Source organism: Cupriavidus sp. USMAA2-4, from assembly GCF_001854305.1.
GTDB classification, from domain to species: domain Bacteria; phylum Pseudomonadota; class Gammaproteobacteria; order Burkholderiales; family Burkholderiaceae; genus Cupriavidus; species Cupriavidus malaysiensis.
The window spans coordinates 459,137-481,866 of record NZ_CP017750.1 but is presented as its reverse complement, the minus strand read 5'-3'; the positions used below and the strand labels follow the sequence as shown (position 1 = coordinate 481,866).

23 protein-coding genes and 2 pseudogenes are annotated in these 22,730 nt (G+C 61.9%); 12 read left to right on the top strand and 13 right to left on the bottom strand.

The features are described 5' to 3' along the window. Positions 1–104: 104 nt before the first annotated feature. Positions 105–365, bottom strand: a pseudogene (gene czcN, locus BKK79_RS39940) (heavy metal efflux RND transporter CzcN); the annotation flags it as partial. 51 nt (positions 366–416) lie between these two features. On the opposite strand from czcN, the gene BKK79_RS39935 reads away from it, so the two are divergent. Further along, a protein-coding gene (locus tag BKK79_RS39935) for an IS3 family transposase (RefSeq protein WP_232346514.1) occupies positions 417–1,633 on the top strand; the annotation gives its coding sequence in 2 pieces (ribosomal slippage) (positions 417–675 and positions 675–1,633; 1,218 coding nt in all). Positions 1,634–1,680: 47 nt separating this feature from the next. Here BKK79_RS39935 and BKK79_RS41005 read toward each other — a convergent pair. Together BKK79_RS41005 and BKK79_RS38290 are read right to left on the bottom strand one after the other, a co-directional pair. Further along, positions 1,681–1,803 (bottom strand): hypothetical protein, encoded by a 123-nt coding sequence (locus tag BKK79_RS41005; RefSeq protein ID WP_442873325.1) that lies wholly within the window; start codon positions 1,801–1,803, stop codon positions 1,681–1,683. A gap of 295 nt (positions 1,804–2,098) precedes the next feature. Next, entirely contained in the window at positions 2,099–2,839 is a 741-nt protein-coding gene (locus tag BKK79_RS38290) for a TrmB family transcriptional regulator (protein ID WP_071040836.1), read from the bottom strand. A 356-nt stretch (positions 2,840–3,195) separates the two neighbouring features. Between BKK79_RS38290 and BKK79_RS38285 the strand changes: the two genes are divergently transcribed. The 4 genes from BKK79_RS38285 to BKK79_RS38270 are packed head-to-tail and all read left to right on the top strand — an operon-like array spanning position 3,196 to position 7,662. After that, positions 3,196–4,800 carry an AMP-binding protein gene (locus BKK79_RS38285; protein WP_232346513.1) on the top strand — a complete coding sequence of 535 codons (1,605 nt, stop codon included), beginning with the start codon at positions 3,196–3,198 and terminating at the stop codon, positions 4,798–4,800. A gap of 14 nt (positions 4,801–4,814) precedes the next feature. Then, positions 4,815–5,267, top strand: a complete 453-nt coding sequence (locus tag BKK79_RS38280) for a MaoC family dehydratase (protein ID WP_071040874.1) — start codon at positions 4,815–4,817, stop codon at positions 5,265–5,267. Positions 5,268–5,313: 46 nt separating this feature from the next. Continuing rightward, positions 5,314–6,657: a short-chain fatty acid transporter gene (locus BKK79_RS38275; protein ID WP_071040835.1), complete on the top strand. Its 1,344-nt coding sequence runs from the start codon at positions 5,314–5,316 to the stop codon at positions 6,655–6,657. A 36-nt stretch (positions 6,658–6,693) separates the two neighbouring features. Further along, on the top strand, positions 6,694–7,662 hold the full coding sequence (locus tag BKK79_RS38270; RefSeq protein ID WP_071040834.1) for an NAD(P)H-dependent flavin oxidoreductase: 969 nt from the start codon (positions 6,694–6,696) through the stop codon (positions 7,660–7,662). A 23-nt stretch (positions 7,663–7,685) separates the two neighbouring features. On the opposite strand, the gene BKK79_RS39930 is transcribed toward BKK79_RS38270, so the two are convergent. After that, positions 7,686–8,503 (bottom strand): IS5 family transposase gene (locus tag BKK79_RS39930; RefSeq protein ID WP_232346512.1). Its coding sequence is split into 2 segments (ribosomal slippage): positions 7,686–8,155 and positions 8,155–8,503, totalling 819 coding nucleotides; the frame shifts between segments, so codons are not numbered across the junction. A gap of 341 nt (positions 8,504–8,844) precedes the next feature. Continuing rightward, positions 8,845–9,153 (bottom strand): annotated as a pseudogene (locus tag BKK79_RS39925) (IS30 family transposase); the annotation flags it as partial. 7 nt (positions 9,154–9,160) lie between these two features. On the opposite strand from BKK79_RS39925, the gene BKK79_RS41000 reads away from it, so the two are divergent. The 4 genes from BKK79_RS41000 (at position 9,161) to BKK79_RS38255 (ending at position 12,646) form a co-directional block, all read left to right on the top strand. After that, positions 9,161–9,652 (top strand): Chromate resistance protein ChrB, encoded by a 492-nt coding sequence (locus tag BKK79_RS41000; RefSeq protein WP_198173450.1) that lies wholly within the window; start codon positions 9,161–9,163, stop codon positions 9,650–9,652. A 288-nt stretch (positions 9,653–9,940) separates the two neighbouring features. After that, positions 9,941–10,578, top strand: a protein-coding gene (locus tag BKK79_RS38265) for an IS6 family transposase (RefSeq protein WP_157128714.1) whose coding sequence is annotated in 2 segments (ribosomal slippage) — positions 9,941–10,370 and positions 10,370–10,578 — 639 coding nt in all. Because the reading frame shifts where the segments join, the coding sequence is not laid out codon by codon here. 594 nt (positions 10,579–11,172) lie between these two features. Further along, positions 11,173–12,111: a tyrosine-type recombinase/integrase gene (locus BKK79_RS38260; RefSeq protein WP_071040833.1), complete on the top strand. Its 939-nt coding sequence runs from the start codon at positions 11,173–11,175 to the stop codon at positions 12,109–12,111. A gap of 97 nt (positions 12,112–12,208) precedes the next feature. Further along, on the top strand, positions 12,209–12,646 hold the full coding sequence (locus BKK79_RS38255) for an HU family DNA-binding protein (RefSeq protein ID WP_071040832.1): 438 nt from the start codon (positions 12,209–12,211) through the stop codon (positions 12,644–12,646). A 226-nt stretch (positions 12,647–12,872) separates the two neighbouring features. On the opposite strand, the gene BKK79_RS38250 is transcribed toward BKK79_RS38255, so the two are convergent. The 7 genes from BKK79_RS38250 to BKK79_RS42465 all read right to left on the bottom strand — a co-directional run bounded on the left by BKK79_RS38250 (position 12,873) and on the right by BKK79_RS42465 (position 19,879). Beyond that, on the bottom strand, positions 12,873–13,385 hold the full coding sequence (locus BKK79_RS38250; protein WP_071040831.1) for an NADAR family protein: 513 nt from the start codon (positions 13,383–13,385) through the stop codon (positions 12,873–12,875). A 2-nt stretch (positions 13,386–13,387) separates the two neighbouring features. Continuing rightward, positions 13,388–13,804 (bottom strand): hypothetical protein, encoded by a 417-nt coding sequence (locus tag BKK79_RS41860; protein WP_232346510.1) that lies wholly within the window; start codon positions 13,802–13,804, stop codon positions 13,388–13,390. Positions 13,805–13,814: 10 nt separating this feature from the next. Beyond that, entirely contained in the window at positions 13,815–16,139 is a 2,325-nt protein-coding gene (locus BKK79_RS38240; protein WP_071040829.1) for a nuclease SbcCD subunit C, read from the bottom strand. Beyond that, entirely contained in the window at positions 16,127–16,648 is a 522-nt protein-coding gene (locus tag BKK79_RS38235; protein ID WP_071040828.1) for a hypothetical protein, read from the bottom strand. Before BKK79_RS38235 ends, BKK79_RS38240 begins: the two co-directional genes overlap by 13 nt. A gap of 156 nt (positions 16,649–16,804) precedes the next feature. Beyond that, entirely contained in the window at positions 16,805–18,190 is a 1,386-nt protein-coding gene (locus BKK79_RS38230; RefSeq protein WP_071040827.1) for a metallophosphoesterase family protein, read from the bottom strand. A 127-nt stretch (positions 18,191–18,317) separates the two neighbouring features. Then, complete coding sequence (locus BKK79_RS38225; protein WP_071040826.1) at positions 18,318–19,589, bottom strand: recombination directionality factor; 1,272 nt, start codon at positions 19,587–19,589, stop codon at positions 18,318–18,320. Next, the gene (locus BKK79_RS42465) at positions 19,538–19,879 is read right to left on the bottom strand and encodes a DUF7696 family protein (protein ID WP_084085840.1); all 342 of its coding nucleotides are present in this window, start codon (positions 19,877–19,879) and stop codon (positions 19,538–19,540) included. The genes BKK79_RS38225 and BKK79_RS42465 overlap by 52 nt, the downstream gene beginning before the upstream one ends. A 602-nt stretch (positions 19,880–20,481) precedes the next feature. Between BKK79_RS42465 and BKK79_RS38220 the strand changes: the two genes are divergently transcribed. From BKK79_RS38220 to BKK79_RS38210, 3 genes are read left to right on the top strand one after another with little or no spacing between them, the layout of a single operon-like run. Continuing rightward, positions 20,482–21,084: a hypothetical protein gene (locus BKK79_RS38220; RefSeq protein WP_084085838.1), complete on the top strand. Its 603-nt coding sequence runs from the start codon at positions 20,482–20,484 to the stop codon at positions 21,082–21,084. 58 nt (positions 21,085–21,142) lie between these two features. Then, positions 21,143–21,727, top strand: coding sequence for a hypothetical protein (locus BKK79_RS38215; protein ID WP_071040825.1), 585 nt, complete (start codon positions 21,143–21,145; stop codon positions 21,725–21,727). Between the two features lie 20 nt (positions 21,728–21,747). After that, complete coding sequence (locus BKK79_RS38210; RefSeq protein WP_071022945.1) at positions 21,748–22,146, top strand: bactofilin family protein; 399 nt, start codon at positions 21,748–21,750, stop codon at positions 22,144–22,146. A 109-nt stretch (positions 22,147–22,255) separates the two neighbouring features. Here the strand turns inward: BKK79_RS38210 and BKK79_RS38205 are convergent, their stop codons facing one another. Further along, entirely contained in the window at positions 22,256–22,642 is a 387-nt protein-coding gene (locus tag BKK79_RS38205; protein WP_071040824.1) for a hypothetical protein, read from the bottom strand. Between the last annotated feature and the right edge of the window lie 88 nt (positions 22,643–22,730).

The window sequence follows — 22,730 nt, the reverse complement described above, 5'->3', positions numbered from 1 at the left end:
ATACAGGACGATCAGGCCGACCAGCATCACGAGCATGCTCTCGACAACAGAATCGGAGACGTGAGCGTAGTGCATGGCTGTACGTGTATGCGGAGTTGCCCGCATCAGGCAAGCGTCACGACCGCCCGGAGGACGCCGGCGTCATGGAACAAATCAAACGACTCCACGACCACCGACAGGCCGAGAAACCAGACCGAGTCCGCAATATTGCGTTGAAAGGAAGACACATGGACCGTCCATGTCGACTCCCCCCTATACAGCGACAGACGGGGAAAGAACGCTGGTGTACGGCGTGCGTATTCGGCGAATTCCGGGAAGGCGGAAGCCAGAAAGCGGTCTTCCGTCCGGATGACAGCCGGGTGGAGGTGACCCGCTTTTTCGGACAGTGCCTATCTTGAGTAAACAGGAGGTGCACCATGCCGAAAACGCGCCCACCGTACAGCACTGTCTTCCGTCAGCAAATGGTCGACCTGGTTCATGCGGGTCGCCGCCCCGAGGATCTAGCCAAAGAATTCGAACCGACAGCCCAGACCATTTACAACTGGGTCGCCCAGGCCGAGCGTGACGCAGGCACACGCCATGACGGCCTGACCAGTGCCGAGCGCCAGGAACTCACACGGCTACGCCGTGAGAACCGGCAGCTCAAAATGGAGAGGGAGATACTTGCAAAAGCCGCGGCTTGGTTCGCCCGGGAGACCGACTCGCTGCCCGACAAGGGTACGAATTCATGAAGGCGAACCAAGCCCGTTATCCGCTGTCCACCATGGCCCGGCTGCTTAAGGTCTCGCGCAGTGGGTTCCATGCGTGGAACGGGCGCAGTCCGAGTCCCCGTGTCGTGCGCGACAAACGGCTGCTGGTGCAGATCCGAGCGATTCACTCGCGCTCCCGCGGTACCTATGGCGTGCCCCGCGTACACGCGGCTCTGCTGCGTCAGGGCATCCAAGTGGGGCGCAAGCGTGTGGCAAGACTGATGCGTGAGGCCGGGCTGCGCGGGGCATGCCGACCACACTTCGTCTGCACGACGCACCGCGCAGTGCGGGCCAGGCCCGCTGCCGATCTGGTGCAGCGGCACTTCCGCGCGGAGGCTCCCAACCAGCTTTGGGTTGCCGATGCGACGTACGTTCCGACCAAGGCCGGCTTCTTCTATCTGGCTGTCGTGCTCGACGTGTACAGTCGCCGCATCGTGGGCTGGTCCATGGACAGCCACTTGCGCACCGCGCTGATGTTGCAGGCGCTGGATATGGCGCTGGAGCAGCGACATCCTACTTCGGTGATCCACCATTCCGACCAGGGATGTCAGTACACGTCGGTGGCCTTCGGCCAACGCTGTCGGGATGCGGGCGTGCGTCCCTCCATGGGTTCAGTGGGCGATGCCTACGACAACGCCATGTGTGAGTCCTTCTTCGCCACACTCGAGTGCGAATTGCTGAACCGCTCGCACTTCACCACCCACGACGACGCCCGGCAGGCGTTGTTCACGTGGATCGAGGGCTGGTACAACTCGCACCGCTTGCACAGCGCCCTGGGCTATCGTTCCCCGCAGGAGTTTGAAATGCTACCTGTCGGTGCCATGAATCCGACGCTACACCGGGCCTACACCGCCCCATCACAAGGAGAAAACCCATCGACATAAAATTCAAATGCAGATCTGTCCGATGAAACGGGGCAACCTCATACAATTCAAATGCAGATCTGTCGATGAAACGGGGCAACCTCACGATACCGGAATCGCCTCGGCTTGGCTGGCGGCAGAAGCGGTTCGATCAGTGCCCACAATTCGTCGTCGATGATCGGCTTGCCCATCCCCTCTGTCCTGTTGTCACAACGGATGAGGTTAACAGGTTCGCTTTGAAGTTAACAGTACCCAGCAGCTCTTTTTGAAACAGATTCTAAGCGGTCCTACGGATACCCGCAAAGCGGACACTTGATCTGCCATATCCATCGCCACATACACGTTGCCGAGCGTAGCCGCCAGCCGAATCACGGCTGCGAGCTGCAGATTCCGGACCTCACCCGAGCACCTAGATCGCATAGGTGAGAAATGGCTCGGACCAGGCATTGTGTTTGCCGCTGCACCGCCAGGGGGGATGCTAATCACTCAATTTGCCGGCTGCGAAATCGCCCACAGGCCATCAAACATGGCTGCGTAGAGACTTGCAAAGTCCCGGCTCTGAATGATCAGGCCGTAGTCCTCGCGCTTGGACGACAAGATCACGACTTTGTCATCGTAGACATAGGTGGTGATGGCAAGTGTGATGTGCGCCGGAGCATAGCGCAGCTCCCGAAGCTGATCGTCGGTATGTGGCCACAGTGTGTCGATGTCTTGTGACGAAGAACGCAGAACCTGCAAGCGGATCCCTGCCGAGACGCGCTTTGCGATGTATTCCTCCATCGCTGCCGTGCCCACCGACTCAAGCAATTGGGCGGCGGACAAGATGCCCCGCAGCTCCTTCGATTGCGCGGTGAGGGTATCCCACAACACCGTGCGAACCGCATCCTCTCCCTCGTAGAAGCGTATTGCTGGCTTTGTGCGTGAGCTGTTGTACAGCGAGCGCAACTGAGGCATGAGCTCGGCCAAGGTGCGTTGCCGGGCCTCCAGGCGGCGCATCAGCGCATTGGGATCCTCGGGCACAACGAGGCGCTTGTCCTCTCGGTCCACGAGCAGAACCAAGCCCTCCTCCTGAAGTCGTTCGATGACGCTATATGCAGTGGTGCGGCCGAGGCCCGCTCGCGTCGCGACTTGATTGACCGTGGCCTCGCCAAGCTCCAGGGAAGCAAGATAGGCGCTGTACAGCTTGCCGGTGATGCCCAACTGCTGCAGTGCGAGTTCAAGATCCATGTGTCTTACTTTTTCGACAAAAAAGCTTTGTAAAGGTTTTTTTCATTATAAATCAATGCGTTATGTTGTCGCCATTTTTAGACTTAACTATTGACAGCCACGCTTCAGTCGACCCATAATGGGCTCAAACATACGCCCAACTAAAAAAAGTGCGCCATACAGGAGACAACGTCATGCCCCTCGCGATAAGGGACTTCGGCTAACCCCCCGCAGCCCCACAGTTTCTGCTTTGGCGATGCAGCAGCATCGCCGTCCCACATTACCTCACCGGTCACGCATTGCTACGCGTGAGGATCTCCCACGTCCGTCGAGGTCGCACCGACTGTGAATTGCCTCGAAATGAAGGAGCTCAACTTTTGGAACATACACCCAACCTCTGGCACTTGATCGAGGCCAGGATGGAATCCGCGCCGGAGTCGACGGCCTTCTTTGAAGGGGGCCGCACGGTCACTGTCGCGCAGTTTCACGCGCGCTGCTGCCAGACATTGGCCTGGCTCCACGCGCAAGGTGTAAAGCCCGGCGATCGTGTAGCGGTCTGGCTCGTCAATCGTACAGAATGGCTTGCCATGTTGTTTGCGCTGGCGCGGCTTGGAGCGACCCTGGTATCTATCAACACTCGCTACCGGAGCGAGGAAGTCAGCCATATCCTCCGAAAGAGCGCGGCTCGCCTGATGGTGTGCCAGCCCGGCTTTCGCAAGCTCAACTTCGCAGAGATCTTGAGTGGCATCGCTCCGGAAACGTTGCCCGCCCTGAAAGGCGTCATCGTTCTGGACGCCGATGAGAACACCCCTCCCGCGTTGCTTGGGAAGCCGGTATATCACTTCCCGGCATCGGCGGCCAACGCTGCCGCGCCCGGACCGGATCTTTCGAATCCGGATGTCGTTACGATCCTGTTTACCACATCGGGCACGACTAAAGGACCCAAACTGGTGATGCACCCCCAGCGGACACTGGTTGAGCATGCCAGGCGCTGCGCGCGGGGATATGGACTGGACCAGCCCGATTCGGTGATGCTGGCAATGCTGCCTTTCTGCGGCGTGTTCGGTCTAAATGGCGCTCTTGCCGCGTTTGCTGGCGGCGCCCCCGTCGTGTTGATGGATGCCTTTGACGGCGAGCGGGCTGCGCGCCTCGCCCAAGACCATCGGGTCACGCACACCTTCGGCAGCGACGAGATGTATCAGCGGATGGCAGATGCCGTCTCAGGCGCACACCCCTTCCCAAGTGCGCGCCTGTTTGGCTTTGGCGCCTTCACATCCAGCTTTGATGCCTACGCCCTACAGGCGTGGTCGCGCGGTATCCCTCTGGTCGGTCTGTATGGCAGTAGCGAAGTACTGGCGCTTTTCTCGGCACAACCATTCACGCTGCCCGTCGAGGCCCGCATCCAGGGAGGAGGCAGACCAATCGCCGGCGTCGAGGCAACTGTGCGCGTGCGGGACACGGCAAGCGGCGAGCTGCTTCTGCCTGGCCAGTCGGGCGAACTGGAGATTCTGGCTCCCGGGAACTTTATCGGCTACTTCGAAGATGCCGAGGCAACAGCCGGCGCAACGACTCCAGATGGCTACTTTCGCACCGGGGATCTCGGTCATCTTCGCGGGGACGGGACGTTTGTCTACGAAACCCGCATGGGGGACGTGATCCGCCTGGGTGGCTTCCTCGTCAACCCCGTGGAAATCGAAGCCGTCCTCAAACGGTTCGAAGGCGTCGCGGACGCACAGGTGGTTGCCATCGAACTAGACGGGCGCATGCGCGTGGTGGCCTTCGTCATTCCCCAGGCGGGCGTAACGCTATCGGAGCCAGACCTGATGTCCCGAATGGCCGAACAAACCGCGCCCTTCAAGATTCCCGCCCGCATCTGGTTCGTCTCCGAGTACCCGGTGACCCTGAGTTCAAACGGCGTGAAGACGCAACGTAACAAGCTTCGCGAGATGGCTATGCGCCTGATCGAGCAAGCCAAACCATAGGAATGGAAGCGCTGATGCCTACCTCCCTTTACTTCGAGGATTTTGAAGTCGGTCAGACGTTTGAAAGTACGGGCAGAACTGTCACCGAGACCGACCTGACTATGTTTTCCATGTTGTCTGGCGACTGGAACCCCATTCACTCGGACGCTGAATTCTCACGGCAGACGCGATACGGCCAGCGCGTCGTGCATGGCGCGCTCGGGATCGCGATGGCCACGGGAATGATGCACCAGCTTGGCATCTTCGAAAAAACAGCAGTGGCAATGATGTCACTCAGCGACTGGAAGTTTGTCGCCCCCATACTGATTGGACAGACACTGCATCTGCGCCTGGGCGTGCTCGCGAAGGAAGCCGGCACGAGCCGACGCGTCGGCCGTATCAATCGCAGCTTGCAGTTGCTTGACCAAACCGGGGCTGTAATTCAGGACGGCAAAAGCGATGTCCTGGTGCTAAAGCGGGACGCATAGGCGCGCGTATAACCGGACGCAACATAACGATAAGCAGGAGACACAGATGAATACATTGACGAACTTCTTCACCGAGTTGATGAGGAAGTATTTGCCGGACCCGTTCGTCTTCGCGATCGGCTTGACTATCCTGACTATGAGTCTGGCGATCGTGGTCGAGCAGCAGAGCCTCGTTACAACGATCGATAACTGGGGAGCCGGCTTCTGGAACCTGCTCGGTTTCACCACCCAGATGGCCGTGATTCTGGTGATGGGGTATGTGCTTGCCCGTGCACCGCTGGTTGACGCGCTGTTGTCTGGCCTGACCAGCCGCGTGCAACGCCCCGCCACTGCCATGGTCGTCGCGACGCTCGTTGGCGCCGTGGCGAGCTATATCAATTGGGGCTTCGGGTTGGTCGTCGGAGGCATTCTTGCCCGGAAACTCGCAGCAAAGCTGCGTGGCGTGCACTATCCGCTGATCATCGCATCCGCTTACAGCGGCTTCACGCTCTATGGCATTGGACTGTCGGCGACGATTCCCATCGTCATCTCGGCCAAGGGCCATGCGCTCGCCGGCTCGATGGGTGTCATTCCTTTGAGCCAAACCATTTTCTCGACGCCGATGCTCGTAGCAGGCCTTGTCTTGCTGGTGACCCTGCCACTACTTAACGTTCTGATGCTGCCGCGCCGGCCGGAGGGGGTGGTTCCTATTCACCCGAGTCTGGCGCAGGAAGAGCAAAGCCGTCACGGTCCGGCCAACGCTACAACACGCGCAGAGATCACGATTGCACAGCGCCTCAACAACAGCCGGTTGCTCAGCATCATCATTGGCCTGGTTGCTGCCGTCTATCTGTATCGATACTTTGCCGCAGGCAAGCCGTTTGACGTCAACATCATCAACTTCGTCATTCTGTTCGCGGGCATCATGTTGCTCGGCACGCCGGCACGCTACGTGGAAATGCTCAACGAAGGCGTAAAGGCCGTGGCGGGCGTGCTTCTGCAATACCCGTTCTATGCCGGATTGATGGCAATCATGGCGGGCAGCGGGCTCGTGGAAAGTATCTCCCATGCGTTCGTCGAGATCTCCACGCCGCATACGCTGACCCTTTGGGGCATTGTCAGTTCGTTCCTGATCAACTTTTTCGCCCCCTCCGCCGGCGGCCACTGGGTGGTTCAGGGCCCCTTCATGATTGAAGCTGCCAAATCCCTCGGCGCGCCACTCAACCAAACCGCAATGGCGGTCATGCTGGGAAATGCCTGGAACGATCTGGTCCAGCCTTTCTGGTTGCTCCCTGCACTGGCACTATCGCGGCTGCACTTGAAGGACATCATGGGCTACACGGTCGTTCATATGCTCTGGGTCGGTGTTGTTTATTCCGCCACCCTTCTCATCTGGGCGCGTCTCGGCTAATCCCTGTCCAAATCCACTCCTATCTTCGAAACGTCCATGACTTCTCATATTCCACCCGCGCTGCGCAAGCTCTCGCTACCTGTCATTTCGTCGCCGATGTTCACCGTCAGTTACCCGGAGTTGGTGCTGGCGCAATGCAAGGCAGGCATCGTGGGATCGTTTCCTGCGCTCAACGCCAGGCAGCCAGAGCTGTTGGACGCGTGGCTGCGGGACATGAAGCAGGAGTTGGCCGCCTATCAGGCCGTCAACCCCGATGTCGTGGTGGGGCCGATTGCCGTCAACCAGATCGTGCACGCATCGAATGTTCGCCTCGAGCAGGATGTCGAGACCTGCATCCGTCATCAGGTGCCAATCATCATTACCTCGCTTCGCGCCCCGGCACGAGAGATCATCGACGCAGTGCATGCTTACGGTGGTGTCGTGTTCCACGACGTCATTAGCTTGCGTCATGCACGCAAGGCCTTGGAAGCGGGTGTCGATGGTCTTATCTTAGTCGCGGCGGGTGCCGGCGGGCATGGCGGCACCTTGTCTCCCATGGCTCTGGTGGGTGAGGTTCGGCGCCTCTTCTCTGGCCCACTAGCGCTCTCTGGCGCTATCGCCTCCGGCAACGCGATTCTTGCCGCTCAGACAATGGGCGCAGATTTCGCCTATGTCGGTACGCGGTTCATCGCGAGTCAGGAGGCTAACGCGAGCGACGCCTATAAGCAGGCGCTCCTGCGTGCGAGCGCCTCCGACATCATCTACACGAATCTCTTCTCCGGCGTTCACGGCAACTACGTCCGCGAGAGCATTGAGCTGGCCGGCCTGGACCCGGATAAGCTGGAAGTCGCTGACAAAAGTCTGATGAGTTTTGCTGACGGTCGATCCAAGGCTAAGGCGTGGAAGGACATCTGGGGTGCAGGCCAGGGCGTAGGCCAAATTGATGATATGCCGCTCGTTGCGGAGATCGTTTCCCGCCTTAAGGAAGAGTATCGGCTCGCGAAGGAGCGAGTCGCGGACCTCTGACGAGAGAGGTCTTAGTACTCATTTCAAAATGAAGTCTCGTCACGCTGAAGGGTGCGCCAGCAAATGAGGCAACAGGCCAGCTTGAGGAAACCCTCGTGAATGTCGGCGCGGCGCTCGAAGCGTGTGCGCAGACGGCGAAATGCGTGCAGCCAGGCATGTGTGCGCTCGACAACCCAGCGGACCTTGCCAAGTCCACTGCCGTGGGGCTGGCCACGCCGGGCGATCGAAGTCGGGATGCCTGCAGCATGAAGCGGTCGACGATACTTGTCGTGGTCGTATGCGCGGTCGGCATAGACCCGACCTGGCTTGCGCAAGGGCCGGCCTCGGCGACCCCGGATAGCGGGAATGGCTTCGATCAGAGGCAAGAGCTGGGTAACGTCGTTGCGGTTTGCGCCGGTCAGGACGACCGCGATCGGCGTGCCGTTGGCGTCGGTGGCGACGTGGTGCTTGGAACCGGGTCGCGCGCGATCGGTGGGGTTCGGCCCTGTTTTTGGCCCGCCCCAACCGCTCGAATAGAAGAGGAGTCGATGATCACGCGCGAGAAATCGATGCGATCCGCAGCACGTAGCTTGGCAAGCAAGATCTCGTGCAGACGGTCCCACACCCCGGCGCTTTGCCAGTCGCGTAGACGGCGCCAGCAACTGACCCCGGAACCGCAGCCCATTTCCCTGGGTAGTTCGTTCCAGCGAATTCCACTTCTCAGCACAAACAGGATGCCGGTCAATGCGGCCCGATCCGACACCGGCATGCGACCCGGATACCGGAATCGCCTCGGCTTGGCTGGCGGCAGAAGCGGTTCGATCAGTGCCCACAATTCGTCGTCGATGATCGGCTTGCCCATCCTCTCTGTCCTGTTGTCACAACGGATGAGGTTAACAGGTTCGCTTTGAAGTTACAGTACCCAGCAGCTCCTTTTTGAAACAGCTTTTTAGGGGCACAGATGAATTTTGCGACGGACAAGACAGTGAATTCGGCCTCCCGCACAATCAAGGCAAGTTGCAAATGGTACTTTAGCGAGCCTCCGCCTCGTTGCTTCGCATAACTCCGGGAACACAAAATTAATCAACATGAAGGAATCTTTTACAGAAAAATTAAATTTTATATTAGTGAAAGAAACAACTATCGCCTATACGCCTATACGCCTATACGCCTATGCCGAATGTGATAGGGCGGTCTTAAGATTCAAGTGCAATGTTTAGCAAATCCATTGATTTCCAGCTCCTTGGCCATTGCTTCCTCGGGCGTATCCCAGCCGAGGGTCTGACGAGGTCGGCCGTTGAGCAATTTGGCGATGTCATTGAGCCGGGTCTGTGTGACTGTCGATAGGTCAATGCCCTTGGGCAGAAACTGGCGCAGCAAACTGTTGGTGTTCTCGTTGCTGCCGCGCTGCCACGGTGCATGTGGATCAGCAAACAAGATATCGAGATTCAATCGCCGGGAGAACTCGATATGGCAGGTCATTTCCGTTCCGCGATCGTAGGCCGCCGTCTTTATTACTATGAATTTTGATTCTTGGCTATTGCTTCTTCTCACGCTCCGAGCAAACAATGCGACCATTCGAGTCCGCTACTGGCGCACCCTCAAAACCAAGGGGTGCGTAGCGCTACGAGACGGGGTCTATCTATTGCCGGCGAACACGCAGACGGAAAGCGCTCTAAGAGAACTGGCTCATGAAATTATGGAAGGTGGTGGCGTTGTTCACCTCTTGCGAGCGCAGCATTTCGATGCCGAACAAGAAATAGAGCTTCGCTCAATGTTCAACAGGAGCGAGGAATTCGCCGAATTTGTTCGCTCACTGCCAAAATTTAAAGAAACTCTTTTCTCCAAAACTCCAAGAGAAATTTCCAGTCTATTACGTCGCCTGCAGAAGAAATTAGATGACATTATTTATATCGATTTCTTTCCAAACGAAGCATCCACGAAAGCCATAGCCACTTGGAAAGATTTTGTTTTATTTGCAAAAAACGTTATTTACTCATCTGAATCATAGCAATGACAGTGGATAGGCGTTGTTACATAAATCCGCCGGCCGCGCGGGCGCGCATGCTGACGTTTACGCGCAACAGTTGGGCAGATAGGGCTGTAAACAATCCGGCTGACTGCGTAGATTCTCGACTTTTGCGTGCGACGCGAGTCGTCGTTAGTTCTGCGTCAAGCGGCATGCTGTAGGCGGTGCGGCTCGTTTCTGTCTTGTCACGCGCGGCATGCCGCGCCGTGACTTGCTGTGCGACCAGCAATTGTCTACCTGGACAGGCGCGGTGGGTACCCGCTAGAAGTGATGCTGACCTGCGTTCGCTGGTACGTGGCCTATCCGCTGAGCCTGCGTCATCTGGAGGAGATAATGGCCGAGCGTGGCATCTCGGTGGACTATTCGACAGTGCACCGCTGGGCGTTGAAACTGCTACCGGCTCTGAACAGGATCTTCCACCGGCACAAGCGCCCGGTAGGCAAGAGCTGGAGAATGGACGATGCCTACATCCTGGTGCGTGGCCAGTGGAAGTACTTGTACCGGGCCGTCGACATGACGGGCCACACCATCGACTTCCTGCTGCGTGCGAAGCGCGCCAAGGCTGCGGCGCGGCGCTTTTTCGCGCGGGCCATCGCCCAGCACGGCCAGCCAGACACGGTGACCATCGACGGCAGTCCGGCCAACCTGGCGGCGCTGCACGACCTCAATGCCGGGCAGGAAACGCCCATCGCCGTGCGGCGAGTCAAATTCTGAACAACATCGTCGAGCAGGACCACCGGGCTATCAAGCGCCTGACCCGGCCGATGCTGGGATTCAAGGACTTTCGCTGCGCTCGCATCCTGCTGGGTGGCATCGAGTTGATGCACATGCTTGCCAAGGGCCAGATGCTGGACCCTACGGGGAGCGGTCCGTCCGCTGCAGAACAATTCTACTCTCTGGCCGCATAGACGCTGCCTGAGCTCCGCGGCGCCTCGTCCCAACTCGCTTACTGCGCCAGAACCTTTTCGCGCGTTCAACGATCCTGCGGCGTGGCCGCAGAGCGAGGCCAGCACTATCTTCCTGGCCGGCGGCGCGGAGTACCGGCGCGTTATGCTAGCGGCCGTGAATCATCTGGCCGGACTTGGCCGAGTGTCCCGTCGAACCATCATTCGCGAGACGTCTGGTGGCATTGGGGTCCAGCGCGCGCAACTGGGACGCTTTCTCGATGGGCTGGCCAGCGATTTCCGGGAACAGATTGGTGCGGCTCCCAACGGCGTGCCGCGCTTTGCCAGCTATGGTGGTTTGCGCGTGGGCGACACAGCGGAGCTGGCTTTTCGCGGCGCGCCGCGCACGAATTCGGGAACTGTTCCCCGATCCCGCCGGCCCGCCGGCGGACATCGAGGTGGAGGATCAGGCGCGCGGGAAGGTGAAGCGTGTCTCGATGTGGACGGCCGTCGGCAACCTGGTACCCAGTGGGGCGCCCCCGCATCTTGTAGCTCGGACCGCATCGAAGATGCGGCAAGGTGTTGGCGAAAGCGAACTTCAGTATATAACATTACGGCATGGACGCGATTCACACCATCTGGCTAACGAAGCCAGTCACTGCCTACGCTGACTGGCAAGCGCGGGAGGCGGCCGGCGCCGATCAGCGGCCCTTCTCTGCGCGTTCCATCGTCCAGCACCAGGCAATGTTCGAAGCCTTTCTCCGGCATCTCCAGACCGCCGGCGTTTCGGTGGCCACCTTCGGTTCCGACCACGTCGCTGCGTTCTGGGAAACCCCGGAAGCTGCTGGCCACAGCCTATCGACGCGCACGCGCTACCTGCAGCTGCTGGATCGGCTTGGTCGCCATCTGGTCTTCTCCGGGGTCCGCGCGGATAACCCCGCTGCCGTGTTTATGCAGCAGGCGGCCTGGCCCACCAGCGACCCCGAGCCGGTCTACCTCGATGAGGAAGCGGACGGGAGACTGCAGGCCTGGACGTGCCCCGGCGTCGCTGACGACTTCCTCGCCGTACGCAACAAGGCGGTCGTTGCCATGTTCCTGGGCGCTGGCATCACCGTCGCCGAAGGTCGGGCCGCCGTTGCGGCCGACCTTCACCCAGAAGCCGCCTCGCCCTACCTCCGAGTGCCGGCGCACGGCAGCCGGGACACCCGGACCGTGCCACTCGCCGCCTTCAGCGTCACTCCGCTCTCCTCCTGGCTGGCCAGGCGAGCCACCTTGCCCATCGCCGGCGATCTGCTGTTCTCGGCGGCCGGCGGTGAGCCCGTCGCCGTGATGACCTTCGGCCGGATTGTGCGGGCGGCTCTGAGCGCCATTGGCGTTTCCGCACCCGACATGAGCCCGCGGATTCTTCGCAACACGTTCGCGCGCCGCGCGCTGATGGCCGGCCACGACCGCCATGACCTGAGCCGCCTTCTCGGGCTGGCCAGCAATCGCACCGTGGACCGACTTACTGCGACGACTTCCGCCGAAGCCGGCCCCGACTCGCCGCCTGCGCGCTAACCCGGGCCCCCGCCTCTCCTCAAGCCCGCAGCGCTTTGCTATGCTGGCCGCCAGCACGTCCCAGACGTGCCCCATCAACTCAAGGACCACCAGACTCATGGCAACGAAAACAACCGCTGCAAAGAAGGCCGCTCCTGCGAAGAAGGCCACCCCGGTCAAGAAGGCCGCTCCCGCCAGGAGCCCGGCGGCCGCGAAGAAGGCGGCGGCGGCACCAGTCGTGAAGCCGCTGAAGGACACCTTCACCAAGGCCAGCTTGACGGCCCACCTGGTCACGGCGACGGAGCTGGATGCTAAGACCGTGAAGACCGTCCTGGCCCACCTGGAGAACACCATTCTCAGCGCCATCCACAAGAAGGGCGCCGGCCAGTTCACCCTGCCTGGGTTGCTGAAGGTCACCGCCCAGCAGGTGGCCGCCACGAAGAAGCGCTTCGGCAAGGATCCCTTCACAGGCGAAGAGCGCTGGTTCCCGGCCAAGCCCGCGACCGTTAAGGTCAAGGTGCGCCCGATGAAGAAACTGAAGGACGCTGCGCTGTAACGCGCCAAGCGCGGCCGCACGACGGCAGGACTGACACGGTCGGCCGCGATGCGGAAGGCGAAGAATGGAAAAAGCCCCGGACCTCTCACGAGGCCGGGGCTTTTTCAATCGTGCATCCGGTCGCACTCCTGCGGATTGCACATGGCGGGGAGCACGGCGATCTCTCGCCCCGCACGAATAGTATGCAAACGGAACCCACCGGCGGCTCCGAATGGAGCCAAGCGCGTCACGTTCGAGCCTCCCGATTGCGGCTATCGGCTACGTTCGAATCGTCGCGAACCCGCATCAGGGCGTTGCCGAGCAAATTCATGCCGCGCCAACGACGCGAATCAAGGATACGCGGGTCGTTCCAGGCCAGCCCGACGCCCCAGATCCGGTCGTACGGGCTAGCTTCCACAAGGACCGTGCCGCTGGTGGCAATTAGCTCTTCCGCGAGCCTGGGATTCTGGCGGAACTTCTCCCGGCAGCCAACCGTCACGATTGATTCGCGCTTCGCCAACCAGACGGACTCTTGAAAGCCGTTGACCAGCCGGCCGATCCTCTTCTGAGTCCGAGGATCGTCTGTCGCGAGAATCGCCGCTGCGGCACGGCGGTCGCCGAAGAGCATCGCCTTTGCGTACATCATGAACTGCTCGACACTGGTGAACTGCAATCCCCGGAACTGAAACTGGCACCGATGCCAGTTGCTCAGGGCGTCGTCTGCACCAAAGAATAGGGTCATCCCGTCGATCTGGTGCATAGCTAGCGCATCAGGTGAACGCCCGCCGGCTGAGCGCCGCGACGCTGTCCCTTAGGTCGCCAAACGCTGGAGGAGCGGAAAGACGCCGCAATGTCCGGAAGAAGCTTGCGCAGGGATGCCGGATGTGTCTCGACATAGGTGCGAATACCTTCGAGCTGCACCGCCAAGTGGTGGTGGAAGATCGCGGCGTCGGCTGAAACCTCCACTTCCTTGGCGGCCTCGAAGGCCGCGAGAACCGCCTCGCGGTCGACGTCGGATCCGTGCCAGCCAAACGGCCGAATGAACGTGTGCACCTTTTTGCCCCGCGGCAGCAGGCCGGCAGCCTCTGCCGCCGATATCATCGTTTTGCTCATGGTGATGGTGGTGAGAATTGGTAGGAAAGCCGGCCCGTTTCCGGGACCAGCTTCGGTATCAAGCAATCGGCACTGCCTATGCCACGGCAAGCGCCACCACATCGATGACGGCATCCGCCTCGTCAACGGACTCCGGGGTGTGCGAGATAAAGAACTCTCGCTCGTAGCCGCCCTGTTTCAACACTTCGCGCTTCATGCGCATGAACGCGCGCTTGCGCTCTGGGTCCAGAGGACCGTCCGCCTCGTCGGTGAACAGGGTATGGAAGCTCTGTCCGGAGTCCTGCGCCCGGTAGAGACCGATGCCTCGCGTCAGGCATTCGTTGACCCAGATCTTCTGGCCGCCCGACATATGCGCGAAGTCCTTCTCGCTGTCGTTGTCGGCGTCGTGGACCCGAATCTCGAATCCCTCACGCTTCTCGCCATTCGCCAACGCTGTCTGCGTATGGATCGCAATGGTGAATCGCGGTCCGTAGCAGGCCAGCAGCAGGTCGTTGACGATTCCGGTCAGTGCCGGCCCCGCATCGTCAATCGACAGAGCAATGACGCCGTCGTTGCCGAGCCCCTTGGCGAGCAGCTTCCATCGTGCGATCTCGTCGGACAGCCGCTCGGCTTTGCCTTGAACGCCCGGCATGCCGGCCAGCTCGGCCTCCACACGCTCGCGCTCGGTCGAGAACGTCGCTTGCTGCCGGATCAGTGCTTCGATCCGACCATCCAATGCCACGATCTCTTCCCGGCTCGCTTTCAGCTTCAGGTCCAGCTCGGCCAGCACGCCAGTGACATCCACGTGCGAAAGGGTGACCAGTTCGCGGTGAATGACCTCTTGCTGGTGGTCGACCTCCTGCATATCCCGCACGTGCCTGGCTTGCCGACGACCGTCCTCCTCGGCCAGCACCGCCAGATCGCGTTGCGCCTGCGAGAGGCCTTCCAGCGCGACATCCAACATAGGCTTCTTCGCCGCAAGAGCTGCGAGACGCTGCAGTTCCTGCTGCCCGCGTGCCACTTCCGCTTGCAGGGCAGTGAGGCGCTTCCGCTGGCTCGCCAACTCCTCCAGCGCAGCCGCCATAGGCTTCATGGCTTCCACCTTGGCCTTGTAGCTGGTGCGCAGCTGGGTCAACGAGATGGTCTGCTCCGACAACTGCACTTCGGCCTGGCGGGCTTGGGCAAGCAGTGGGCAGGCGTCATGCATGGGATGCCCATGGCACGGCACCGTATCCATCACGCTCACCTGGCCTTTAAGGGACTGCACCAGCTGCGCCGCCGAAGCGCCGCGGCCTTCCAGCCCCTGCAGGTCCGACTTCAGCGCAGTGTGTTGCAGTTGAAGCGCCTCAAGACGCGCGATGGCCTCCTGCTGTCCAGCGACCTCCCCTTGCTGCCCGGAGAGCGCCATCTGCAGTGCATCACGCTGAGCGCCGGCGGTCCGGATCGCCTCGCCTTCGGCCAGGACCGCCTGACGCGCCGAGACAATCTGCGTCAGCTCACGCTGACGCGCCGCCGAGCGCGTCCCAGCATCCCGAGCATCGGCCTCCAGTTGCCGCCGGCGCGCAGCCAACTCGCCGTCGCGTACCTTGAGCTCCCGGAGCCGCGCCTCCGCCGCAGCCGAAGCGCTTTGCTTGGCGGCCACGGTCGCCCGCTCCTGGAGGAGCTTCGCACCGTGGGCCGTTTCGGCGTCGCGCTGCTGCCGCGCCGTCGCCAATGACGACTCGGCTTGGCCAATGTCCGCAACAAGACGTGTCAGGTGATCGCGACGCCCGCTCAGCAGCAACAGTTCACGTTGGACGGCATCGAGGTGTCTCTGCAAGCCCTTCGCCACGTCACCGGCCTTAGCCGACAGATCACGCAAGTGCTCCAGTCCCAGCAACTCCGCCAGCAGCCGTTTGATCTCGCTCGCCTGGTAGCTCGCGATCGGCCGCCGGTTCTGGGCCGAGAACACGCTCGTGAAAAACGCCTCCGGCGACCCCAGGACCGCGTCGAGGCAACGGTTGTAGCTGTCCGCCTTGCCATCCGACATGAGGCCGTCTGGCAGCTCCAACGGCTTCCAGCTCCCGTCCGCCGCCTTCTCGAACAGGTAGTACTCGGCCTTCCGGCTCTTGCCCGGGTTGCGGAACGAGAAAACCGACCGATACAGCTTGTCGGCATGTTCCCATTCCAGGTCTTTTTCCCCGCGAGACCCATACAGATGGTCCCAATAGGAAAACGCATCGGCACTCATCTTCGAGGCGTGGCTGGGCATGATCGGGTAGGGATGGAGGTTGTCCATCAGCGTCGTCTTGCCCGCACCGTTGGGTCCGGTCAAGGCAATCAGGCCCGCCGGCAGGCTGGCCAGGTCAAGCGTGACGCTTTCGCGGCGCATGCCGTCGCGCACGCCAATAAATCCCGTAAGGGTCAGCTTCAGTGGGCGCATTCGACCACCTCCGCGCCGGAAATCGGCACCAGGTACTCGGCAGGCAGCGCCATCAGCGGCTCCCCTTCCATCCACATGGCATCGTCCGGCGCCGGGGCGGCCTCGCTTTCCGGCATGCCGGTCAAAGCGCGCTCCACCGACCGAACGGCGGCGGCGAACTGCTGCCGCGCGAGATCGAGGATGTCCGGCCACCCGACACGACCAGTCAGAATTCGGCGCTCGAGCTCGCTCCACTGGTTGGCGTAGCCATTGGCCCACGACCACAACAGGTTCTGCAACTCCAGCGTCGGGGCCACCGAGTACCAGTGGGCATCCGCGCGCGACTCGACGGCCAGCACGAGCATGTGCTCGCGCGTCGCAATCAAGCTGCCTCGGCCGCGGCCGAAGGGCTCTGCCGCAGCCGCCGCATGAAATCCATGGCCGTTCACGAGGCGCTGAGCCATATCGGCCGGCGCAACGTCAGTTTCAAAGCAACGTGCCCATTGGGGGCCAGCAGGGTAAAGAATCATGATGCACTCCACGGTTGGGCGGCGTGCATCCCCAGACGGGAGCACCCGCCAGGGTCAGAAGAAAAGGAACTGCTTAGGTCGATGCGTCAGGGACGCAGGTGAAACCAGGTTTCGACAGCCCCATAGGCTGTCGGAACGCGGCTCTCGCGTTCAGGGTTAGGCGGGCACTCCCGCAAACAGGTCGTCGCTGAGCCAGTCGAGCGCCGGTGAGGCAGTCGCCACGGTCGATGCCACGGGCTGGGCCTTCTCGGGCGTGGCCGCAGGTTCCGCCGGCGCCACCGTCTCAACGGGACGCTGGTCGAGTTGCGCCAGCACCAGGTCGGTGATCGACTGCGCGTCGGCGGTCTCCAGCATGCCCAAACGATCCAGTAAAGGCCCCATGTCGACCGAGGCGAGTTCGCCCCAGTGCGACAGCTTCTGGCCGAGACCGGCCGCCCGGCTGATACCTTCGGCTCGACTGCGCACGGCTGGGAGCACGCGGCCCTCCAGCTTCACCTCTGCCGCAGCCCCGAACAGCGCACAGATCGCATCGCGGTCCACCAACTGCCGGTGCTCCTCATCGATGGTCCAGCGTATGCGGACAAACTTGTCCGCGGCGCCGCCGGCCACCGTGGCGAGCCGCTCCATGTCTGGGGGGCCGTCGAAGTCGTAGCAAAGCGTCTCGCGAGCGGGTGTCACCACCTGCCGCGCCACCGCGCGGCCCGGGGCCAGCTCCCACTGCAGGTATCCCTTGTCTCCGATCTCGCCGTAGTGAAACCGGCCGATCGAGCCCGGGTAGGCCACCACGCGGCCGTCCTGCGCCCATTGCTGCGCGCGATGGATATGACCAAGCAGGAAGCCGTCGCATTCCGCCTCGAAGAGCGCCCCGATGCTGAACTCGTGATCAAAGCCTGCCATCGGGACACCATGCTCCGTCTGGCATCCATTCACGGTGCCGTGTGAGACCCCCAGCGTGCGTACGCCACGCGCGCGCAGCAGGCGGTTGACCGCGCCGGCCGCGCCCAGGTAAGCCGCCAGGTGATCGCCCAACGCCGTCGCAGCCTGCCCCGCGCCCACCGCCGCCGCCAGCACCGCCTTGTTGACGGTCGGCACGCAGGTGAACACCACCTCCGGGATCCCGGACGCCAGCAGCGCATCGACCTCTTCCGAGGTGAACAGCGAGCCCGCCGAGGCCACAAACTCGCCACCGAGCAACGCCACCTGGTGAATGTGGTCGGCCACGTAGACAGGGTAGCCCGCGCTCATCAGGGGAAACAAATCCAGCGTGCCCGGGGGCTCGTGGCTGAAGGTGCCTTGCAGCATCAGCACTGGCATGTGCCGGGACAGTTGGTGGATCCGTCCGGCCAACACCCGCAGCGCGGGCGTGTGGGCATCCAGGCGGTGGTCGGTCGAGTCGCCCGATACCACACCAACCGCGCAGCGGCTGGCGATGGCGTCCTCCACCGCGAAGCCGAAACAGCGATCGGCTTCCGCGAGGTTGCCGGTCGAATAGTGCAGGTCGGAGAAATGACCCACAAGCAGATGGTCGCCAAGGTGGCGCATGGAAAGCTCCTCATGGGAAGGTGGCATCGCGTCGCGTTGCCAAAGCAAAGAAAGGGCCTCGGGACGAGGCGATGGAAGGGAAACAGGCGCCGCGCCGAACGGCAGCCCTTACGGGCCGCCATCGGCTTCAGGCGGTGACGCCGGCGTCCGCCGCGACAGCACGCACCTGCTCGCTGAACGCTGCCGGGTTGGCCAGCGCATGCGACATCTCAGCGATCAGCTGCTCGACGTCCGCTGGGCGCTTCGCCCAACCTTTGCCGAAGGTGACGTGGGCGAACACGCGCAGGCAATGCCGCTCGCGTTCACCGGCCAGACCGAGCCGTACAATCAGGTCCTCCAGGCGGTGCAGACGGTCTTCGGGATCGTCCGATGCATACCCAGTGGTCTCTGGACCGGGATCGGCCCCGCTACCATCGGCGATCGCCACAGGGTCCTTGCCCTGCTCCAGTGCCGAGACCGCCTGGCTCGCCGCCTCGATGGCATGCGGGATGTGATCCGCACCATCGAGCAACGCACCCAGATCGATATCTGCGTCGATCGTCGTGAGCATTTGCTTCTGACGCACCGGGCGCCCGTCCTCGTCGATTCGGCTGATCTCCGCCTCGAGCTTCGACATCGTGAACTGGATGCCGACGAGCCTTCCGCCACGCGCGAGAGCAACGGTCTGCATGGCAGCGTAGGCCTTCTGGAGCACGTAGATCGAATTGGTGGGCAACTCGATCAAACCGAGGCCCTTGATCTCCGGGATGGCGAAGTAGAAGTTGGCCGAGAGGTTGCACTGGCGCGCCTGGTACTGCGGGCACCGGTGCGGGTCGCACACACCGTCGGGTATCGCATCATCCTGACGCAGGATGATCGTCCTGCCTCCGAACAGCCGCTTGATGCGGCTGGCGCGATCGTCGCGCTCGGCGGGCGCGTAGGTCTTGCAGTAGCGCAATCCATCCGACCCATACTCGGAGAAGAAGTGGCGACCACTGCTGCCCCAGACCGTGAGCTGGTTCGGCATGTTGCTGAGCCAGTCGTCAAAGGCAAACAGAACCGGAAAGCGCCAGAGCTTGAGCCCGTCGCCGCGGTCCTCGCCGTAGCGCTGGAGGATCTCGTCGGCCACCGCCGGATTGGTGAAGTCGGAACGACGGCAGGTGAAATACCCGACGTTCTTGGGCCGAAGTGCATTGCGCAACTTCGTCTGGCGCTCGATCTCGACGGCGATCCGCTCAAATGACTCGCCCTGGGCCAGCAGCGTGTCGTGGATTTCCACGGCTCGCTTGTTCTCGCGGGCCGCCTTCGTCAGGACCTGAATGCCGGGTCGGATTTTGCCAATGATGGGCGGCCGCGACGGCCGCTCTTCTAGGAGACTTCTGCGGTGGCTGAAGGCACTGTAGGTGATTGCTGGTTGCATGCGCATCTCCTGCGTTCAAGGTGACGAACGACAGCGGCGCGAATCGACTCAGCATGCTCCCGAAGGCGCAGGGCTGTGTCGGCCCCGCGCTGGGTCGTTACGGTAGAAAGGAACCGCGCTCGCGCGGGCTCCGGAAGGCTGGCGGCGTAGGCCGCTTCGCATAGGCTGCGCCACGCGTGCGGCTGGCCGGTGTAGTCGGCCCGCCGGCGGGCGAGTGTGGCCGCGATAGCGGCCTGGATCTCGGCTTCATGGAACGTGGCCACGTGGCACCTCCCTTGTTGCGGTCTCATACAAACAAAAAAAGCCCGCCCCGACGTGCGGAAGCGAGCTTGCTTGCAAGAGACCTGGATGCCACGCCCCTTCCGGGGGCGTGGCACTCAGGGAGCGGCGCAAGGCGCGGCTCAAGTGAGGATGTCAAGGCATCCTCGCGCAGCATGGTCACGCTGCACAACAACCCATTTCGGACAATCGTCCTCCGCAGGATCACGGATCAGCCTACGACGGCCGTTCTGCCTAGGCGGGCCTTTGAGAGAGATTCCACGATCTCCCAGGCTCGAACGGCGTCCCTCGCGCACACCAACAAAGGTGGCTCTGAAGCAGACGCGTATTACAGCTGATGATGGGGAGTGATAAGCGAATTCACTCGGAACAAGAAGATTCCACACCGATAGCCAATCGGTCGGAGCGTGCACAGATGCACGGCTTGGGACAGTAGATGGACTCGCGAGGGAGTCAAGGTCGATGCGTCAGGGACGCTGAAGATGGAACTAGTATGCCCTAAGAATCGAAAAGCGAACCCCCCGTATGCTCGCGAAAATCGTATAGCTTTTGGCAACTGGACATTGGACTTCCTGCAGGAAAATCGTATGCAGAGAGATTCCGAGAACAGATCATGGCCGCTACGCCTGAACCCATCACAGAGCACGACTCACCACCACCTGTCGACCCGCCCTCGCCCGCCTCCAACGACGCAGTCGTCAGCGGGCTCAAGCCCATCTCCAGATTTTCGAGCGACGGACGCATCGGCCGCACCATCCCCGAGACTTCAGCAGTGGCCACCATCAGCTACTGCTCGGTCTTCGTGCGGGACTTCCTTCAGCGCGACTACAACTTTTGCTCCACCAAGTTCTCGGTCGCCTCGGTCCGACGCGGCGGCAAAATCCGCGCACTCGACGAGTGCTTCCGCAATGCGGAACAGTGGTACTCCTCGGCGATCGACCGCATCTCGGCCATCAACCGCCGCCCCTTCGAGATCGCCTTCGACGAGCAAATGGTAGAAATCACGCATCCGCTCTCCGGGCGCCTTGTGCGGCTGCTGAATCAGCACGATCGACTCTTCGCCTACACCCTGTTTGCCATCCGAGCGAGAACGCTGCAGTCGGGCCAGCGCGAGACACTGATGACCTCCGCCGGCAAGCTGATCGGGCAAATCCACGCCCTTGCCATGCCGGACAACGACCGCTTCGCCCCTGACGGTACGCTCCTGCCTGAATAGCGCCGGCTGGCATCGCGCGCACCTCTCCCTTTCCACTCCACCTCCCTGAAGACCCCGTATGGAACTGCTGGAAATTCAGAAGCTGCATGAGCAGTACGCCCAAGCTCCTCTCACCATCGAGATGCCGTCGCGCATCGCAGCGCCGAAGGCCCTGCCGGGCTCTGCGGTGTCGGTCGATGCCGCCCGCAAGCGCTGGGACGCGATGGGCCAGCGTACTCGATCGGCCCTACTCGTGATCGCCGGCGCCGCGGCTGCGGGACTCGCTGGCATGGGCGTGGCCAGCCTCCGCGGCCACCTCACGGACGCGGCCCCCGTCGCCGGCCAAGTCGCCGCAATGCCGTCGCAAGGATCCTACGACATGCCTTCCGCGCGCCCGGACAGCGATTCGAACCCGGCCGCCGGCATCGAGGAGCCCGCCTCTGCTGCAGCGGCAGCGTCGGCACCAAGCGCGACGCCTCTCCCCGCCGAGAAGGCAAGCCCGGCGCCCAGTGCCGCGATGCAGAGAAGCCAGGCCTCCCCGGAGAGCAAGCCCAAAGCCCAGGCTGAGGCTCCCACCTCGCGGGCGCGGACTGGCACATCCAGCCAGGCCGCCCAGCCGAAAGCGGGCGAGCACGCCGCCGCCGGCGATATCAAGCTGTTCTAGACCATCGAGGGAGAGACTCAATGAAACAAGGCTTGACCTTCAGCGTCATCAACCAAGGCATGAGCATCCACGGCAACGTAGCGGCGGACCATGGCATCTCGTGCCTCGGCTACGTCGAAGGCGATGTGGAGTCGATGAACGGGCTGGTGCACATCGGCCCGGCCTCGATCGTCCGCGGCCGCGTCGAAGGCGAGCACGTCATCGTCGACGGCACCGTCGAAGGCGATGTCGCAGCCCGTGCCTCGTTGCAGATCAACGGCCGCGTCAAAGGCGAGATCTACTACGCCGGCTCCCTGCGGCTTGGCGCCACAGCGAGCCTCGACGGCCGGGTCACCCGCGTGGCCGCGCTCCAACAACCCGCTGCCCCCGGGGCCAGCGCTCCCACCCCGGCTGCCGACGTCAGCTCGGTCTCGGCTTAAAAAAAATAGCGACCCGAAGGTCGCTGTTTGGCAGATGCTTGGGGGAGTGCGTTCAGCATGCTGGACGCACAAACGCGAAAAGCTATCAGAATCAAGCCACCTTTCCGGGTCATCGGACCTTACTCAGGCTCCTCAACTCCTTCGCACTGAATAGCTTGACCAGCGTCACCCAGGGACGCTCTACACCCGTGGCGATGTCGACGAAGGCGATCAAGGGTAGCGCCCCATCCAGGATGCAGCGGAAGCGACGCACTCCCTTGGCAGTGCTCTCCACCTCGTAGATGGCGCCGTGCTCGAGCCCGAAGGTGACGCGGCCTTGCCGGAAAATCACCAACTCTCCAGGGCGTCTCGCGCCCTCGCGGGCAACCACCATTTCCAGCCAGCTATCGAAGCCGGCGCGAACCGCTCCCTCCGCCTTGGCATGGCGCCATTGTTCGACCCGATCCTCCAATCCACCGGCCATCTGGTCTGAAATCTCAATATAGGTATTGCCCATCTCGTGCACCTCTCCGTCGCGAGAACCCTCACAGGTCGAAACATGTTTCGTTGCGCATACAACCAACCACACCGAAACACTGCGAACA

Coding starts and splice junctions, on each gene's coding strand:
- BKK79_RS41005 (WP_442873325.1), bottom strand. CDS start 1,803: ATGGGCAAGCCGATCATCGACGACGAATTGTGGGCACTGATCGAACCG.
- BKK79_RS38290 (WP_071040836.1), bottom strand. CDS start 2,839: ATGGATCTTGAACTCGCACTGCAGCAGTTGGGCATCACCGGCAAGCTG.
- BKK79_RS38280 (WP_071040874.1), top strand. CDS start 4,815: ATGCCTACCTCCCTTTACTTCGAGGATTTTGAAGTCGGTCAGACGTTT.
- BKK79_RS38275 (WP_071040835.1), top strand. CDS start 5,314: ATGAATACATTGACGAACTTCTTCACCGAGTTGATGAGGAAGTATTTG.
- BKK79_RS38270 (WP_071040834.1), top strand. CDS start 6,694: ATGACTTCTCATATTCCACCCGCGCTGCGCAAGCTCTCGCTACCTGTC.
- BKK79_RS41000 (WP_198173450.1), top strand. CDS start 9,161: ATGAATTTTGATTCTTGGCTATTGCTTCTTCTCACGCTCCGAGCAAAC.
- BKK79_RS38260 (WP_071040833.1), top strand. CDS start 11,173: ATGGACGCGATTCACACCATCTGGCTAACGAAGCCAGTCACTGCCTAC.
- BKK79_RS38255 (WP_071040832.1), top strand. CDS start 12,209: ATGGCAACGAAAACAACCGCTGCAAAGAAGGCCGCTCCTGCGAAGAAG.
- BKK79_RS38250 (WP_071040831.1), bottom strand. CDS start 13,385: ATGCACCAGATCGACGGGATGACCCTATTCTTTGGTGCAGACGACGCC.
- BKK79_RS38240 (WP_071040829.1), bottom strand. CDS start 16,139: ATGCGCCCACTGAAGCTGACCCTTACGGGATTTATTGGCGTGCGCGAC.
- BKK79_RS38235 (WP_071040828.1), bottom strand. CDS start 16,648: ATGATTCTTTACCCTGCTGGCCCCCAATGGGCACGTTGCTTTGAAACT.
- BKK79_RS38230 (WP_071040827.1), bottom strand. CDS start 18,190: ATGCGCCACCTTGGCGACCATCTGCTTGTGGGTCATTTCTCCGACCTG.
- BKK79_RS38225 (WP_071040826.1), bottom strand. CDS start 19,589: ATGCAACCAGCAATCACCTACAGTGCCTTCAGCCACCGCAGAAGTCTC.
- BKK79_RS42465 (WP_084085840.1), bottom strand. CDS start 19,879: ATGAGACCGCAACAAGGGAGGTGCCACGTGGCCACGTTCCATGAAGCC.
- BKK79_RS38220 (WP_084085838.1), top strand. CDS start 20,482: ATGGCCGCTACGCCTGAACCCATCACAGAGCACGACTCACCACCACCT.
- BKK79_RS38215 (WP_071040825.1), top strand. CDS start 21,143: ATGGAACTGCTGGAAATTCAGAAGCTGCATGAGCAGTACGCCCAAGCT.
- BKK79_RS38210 (WP_071022945.1), top strand. CDS start 21,748: ATGAAACAAGGCTTGACCTTCAGCGTCATCAACCAAGGCATGAGCATC.
- BKK79_RS38205 (WP_071040824.1), bottom strand. CDS start 22,642: ATGGGCAATACCTATATTGAGATTTCAGACCAGATGGCCGGTGGATTG.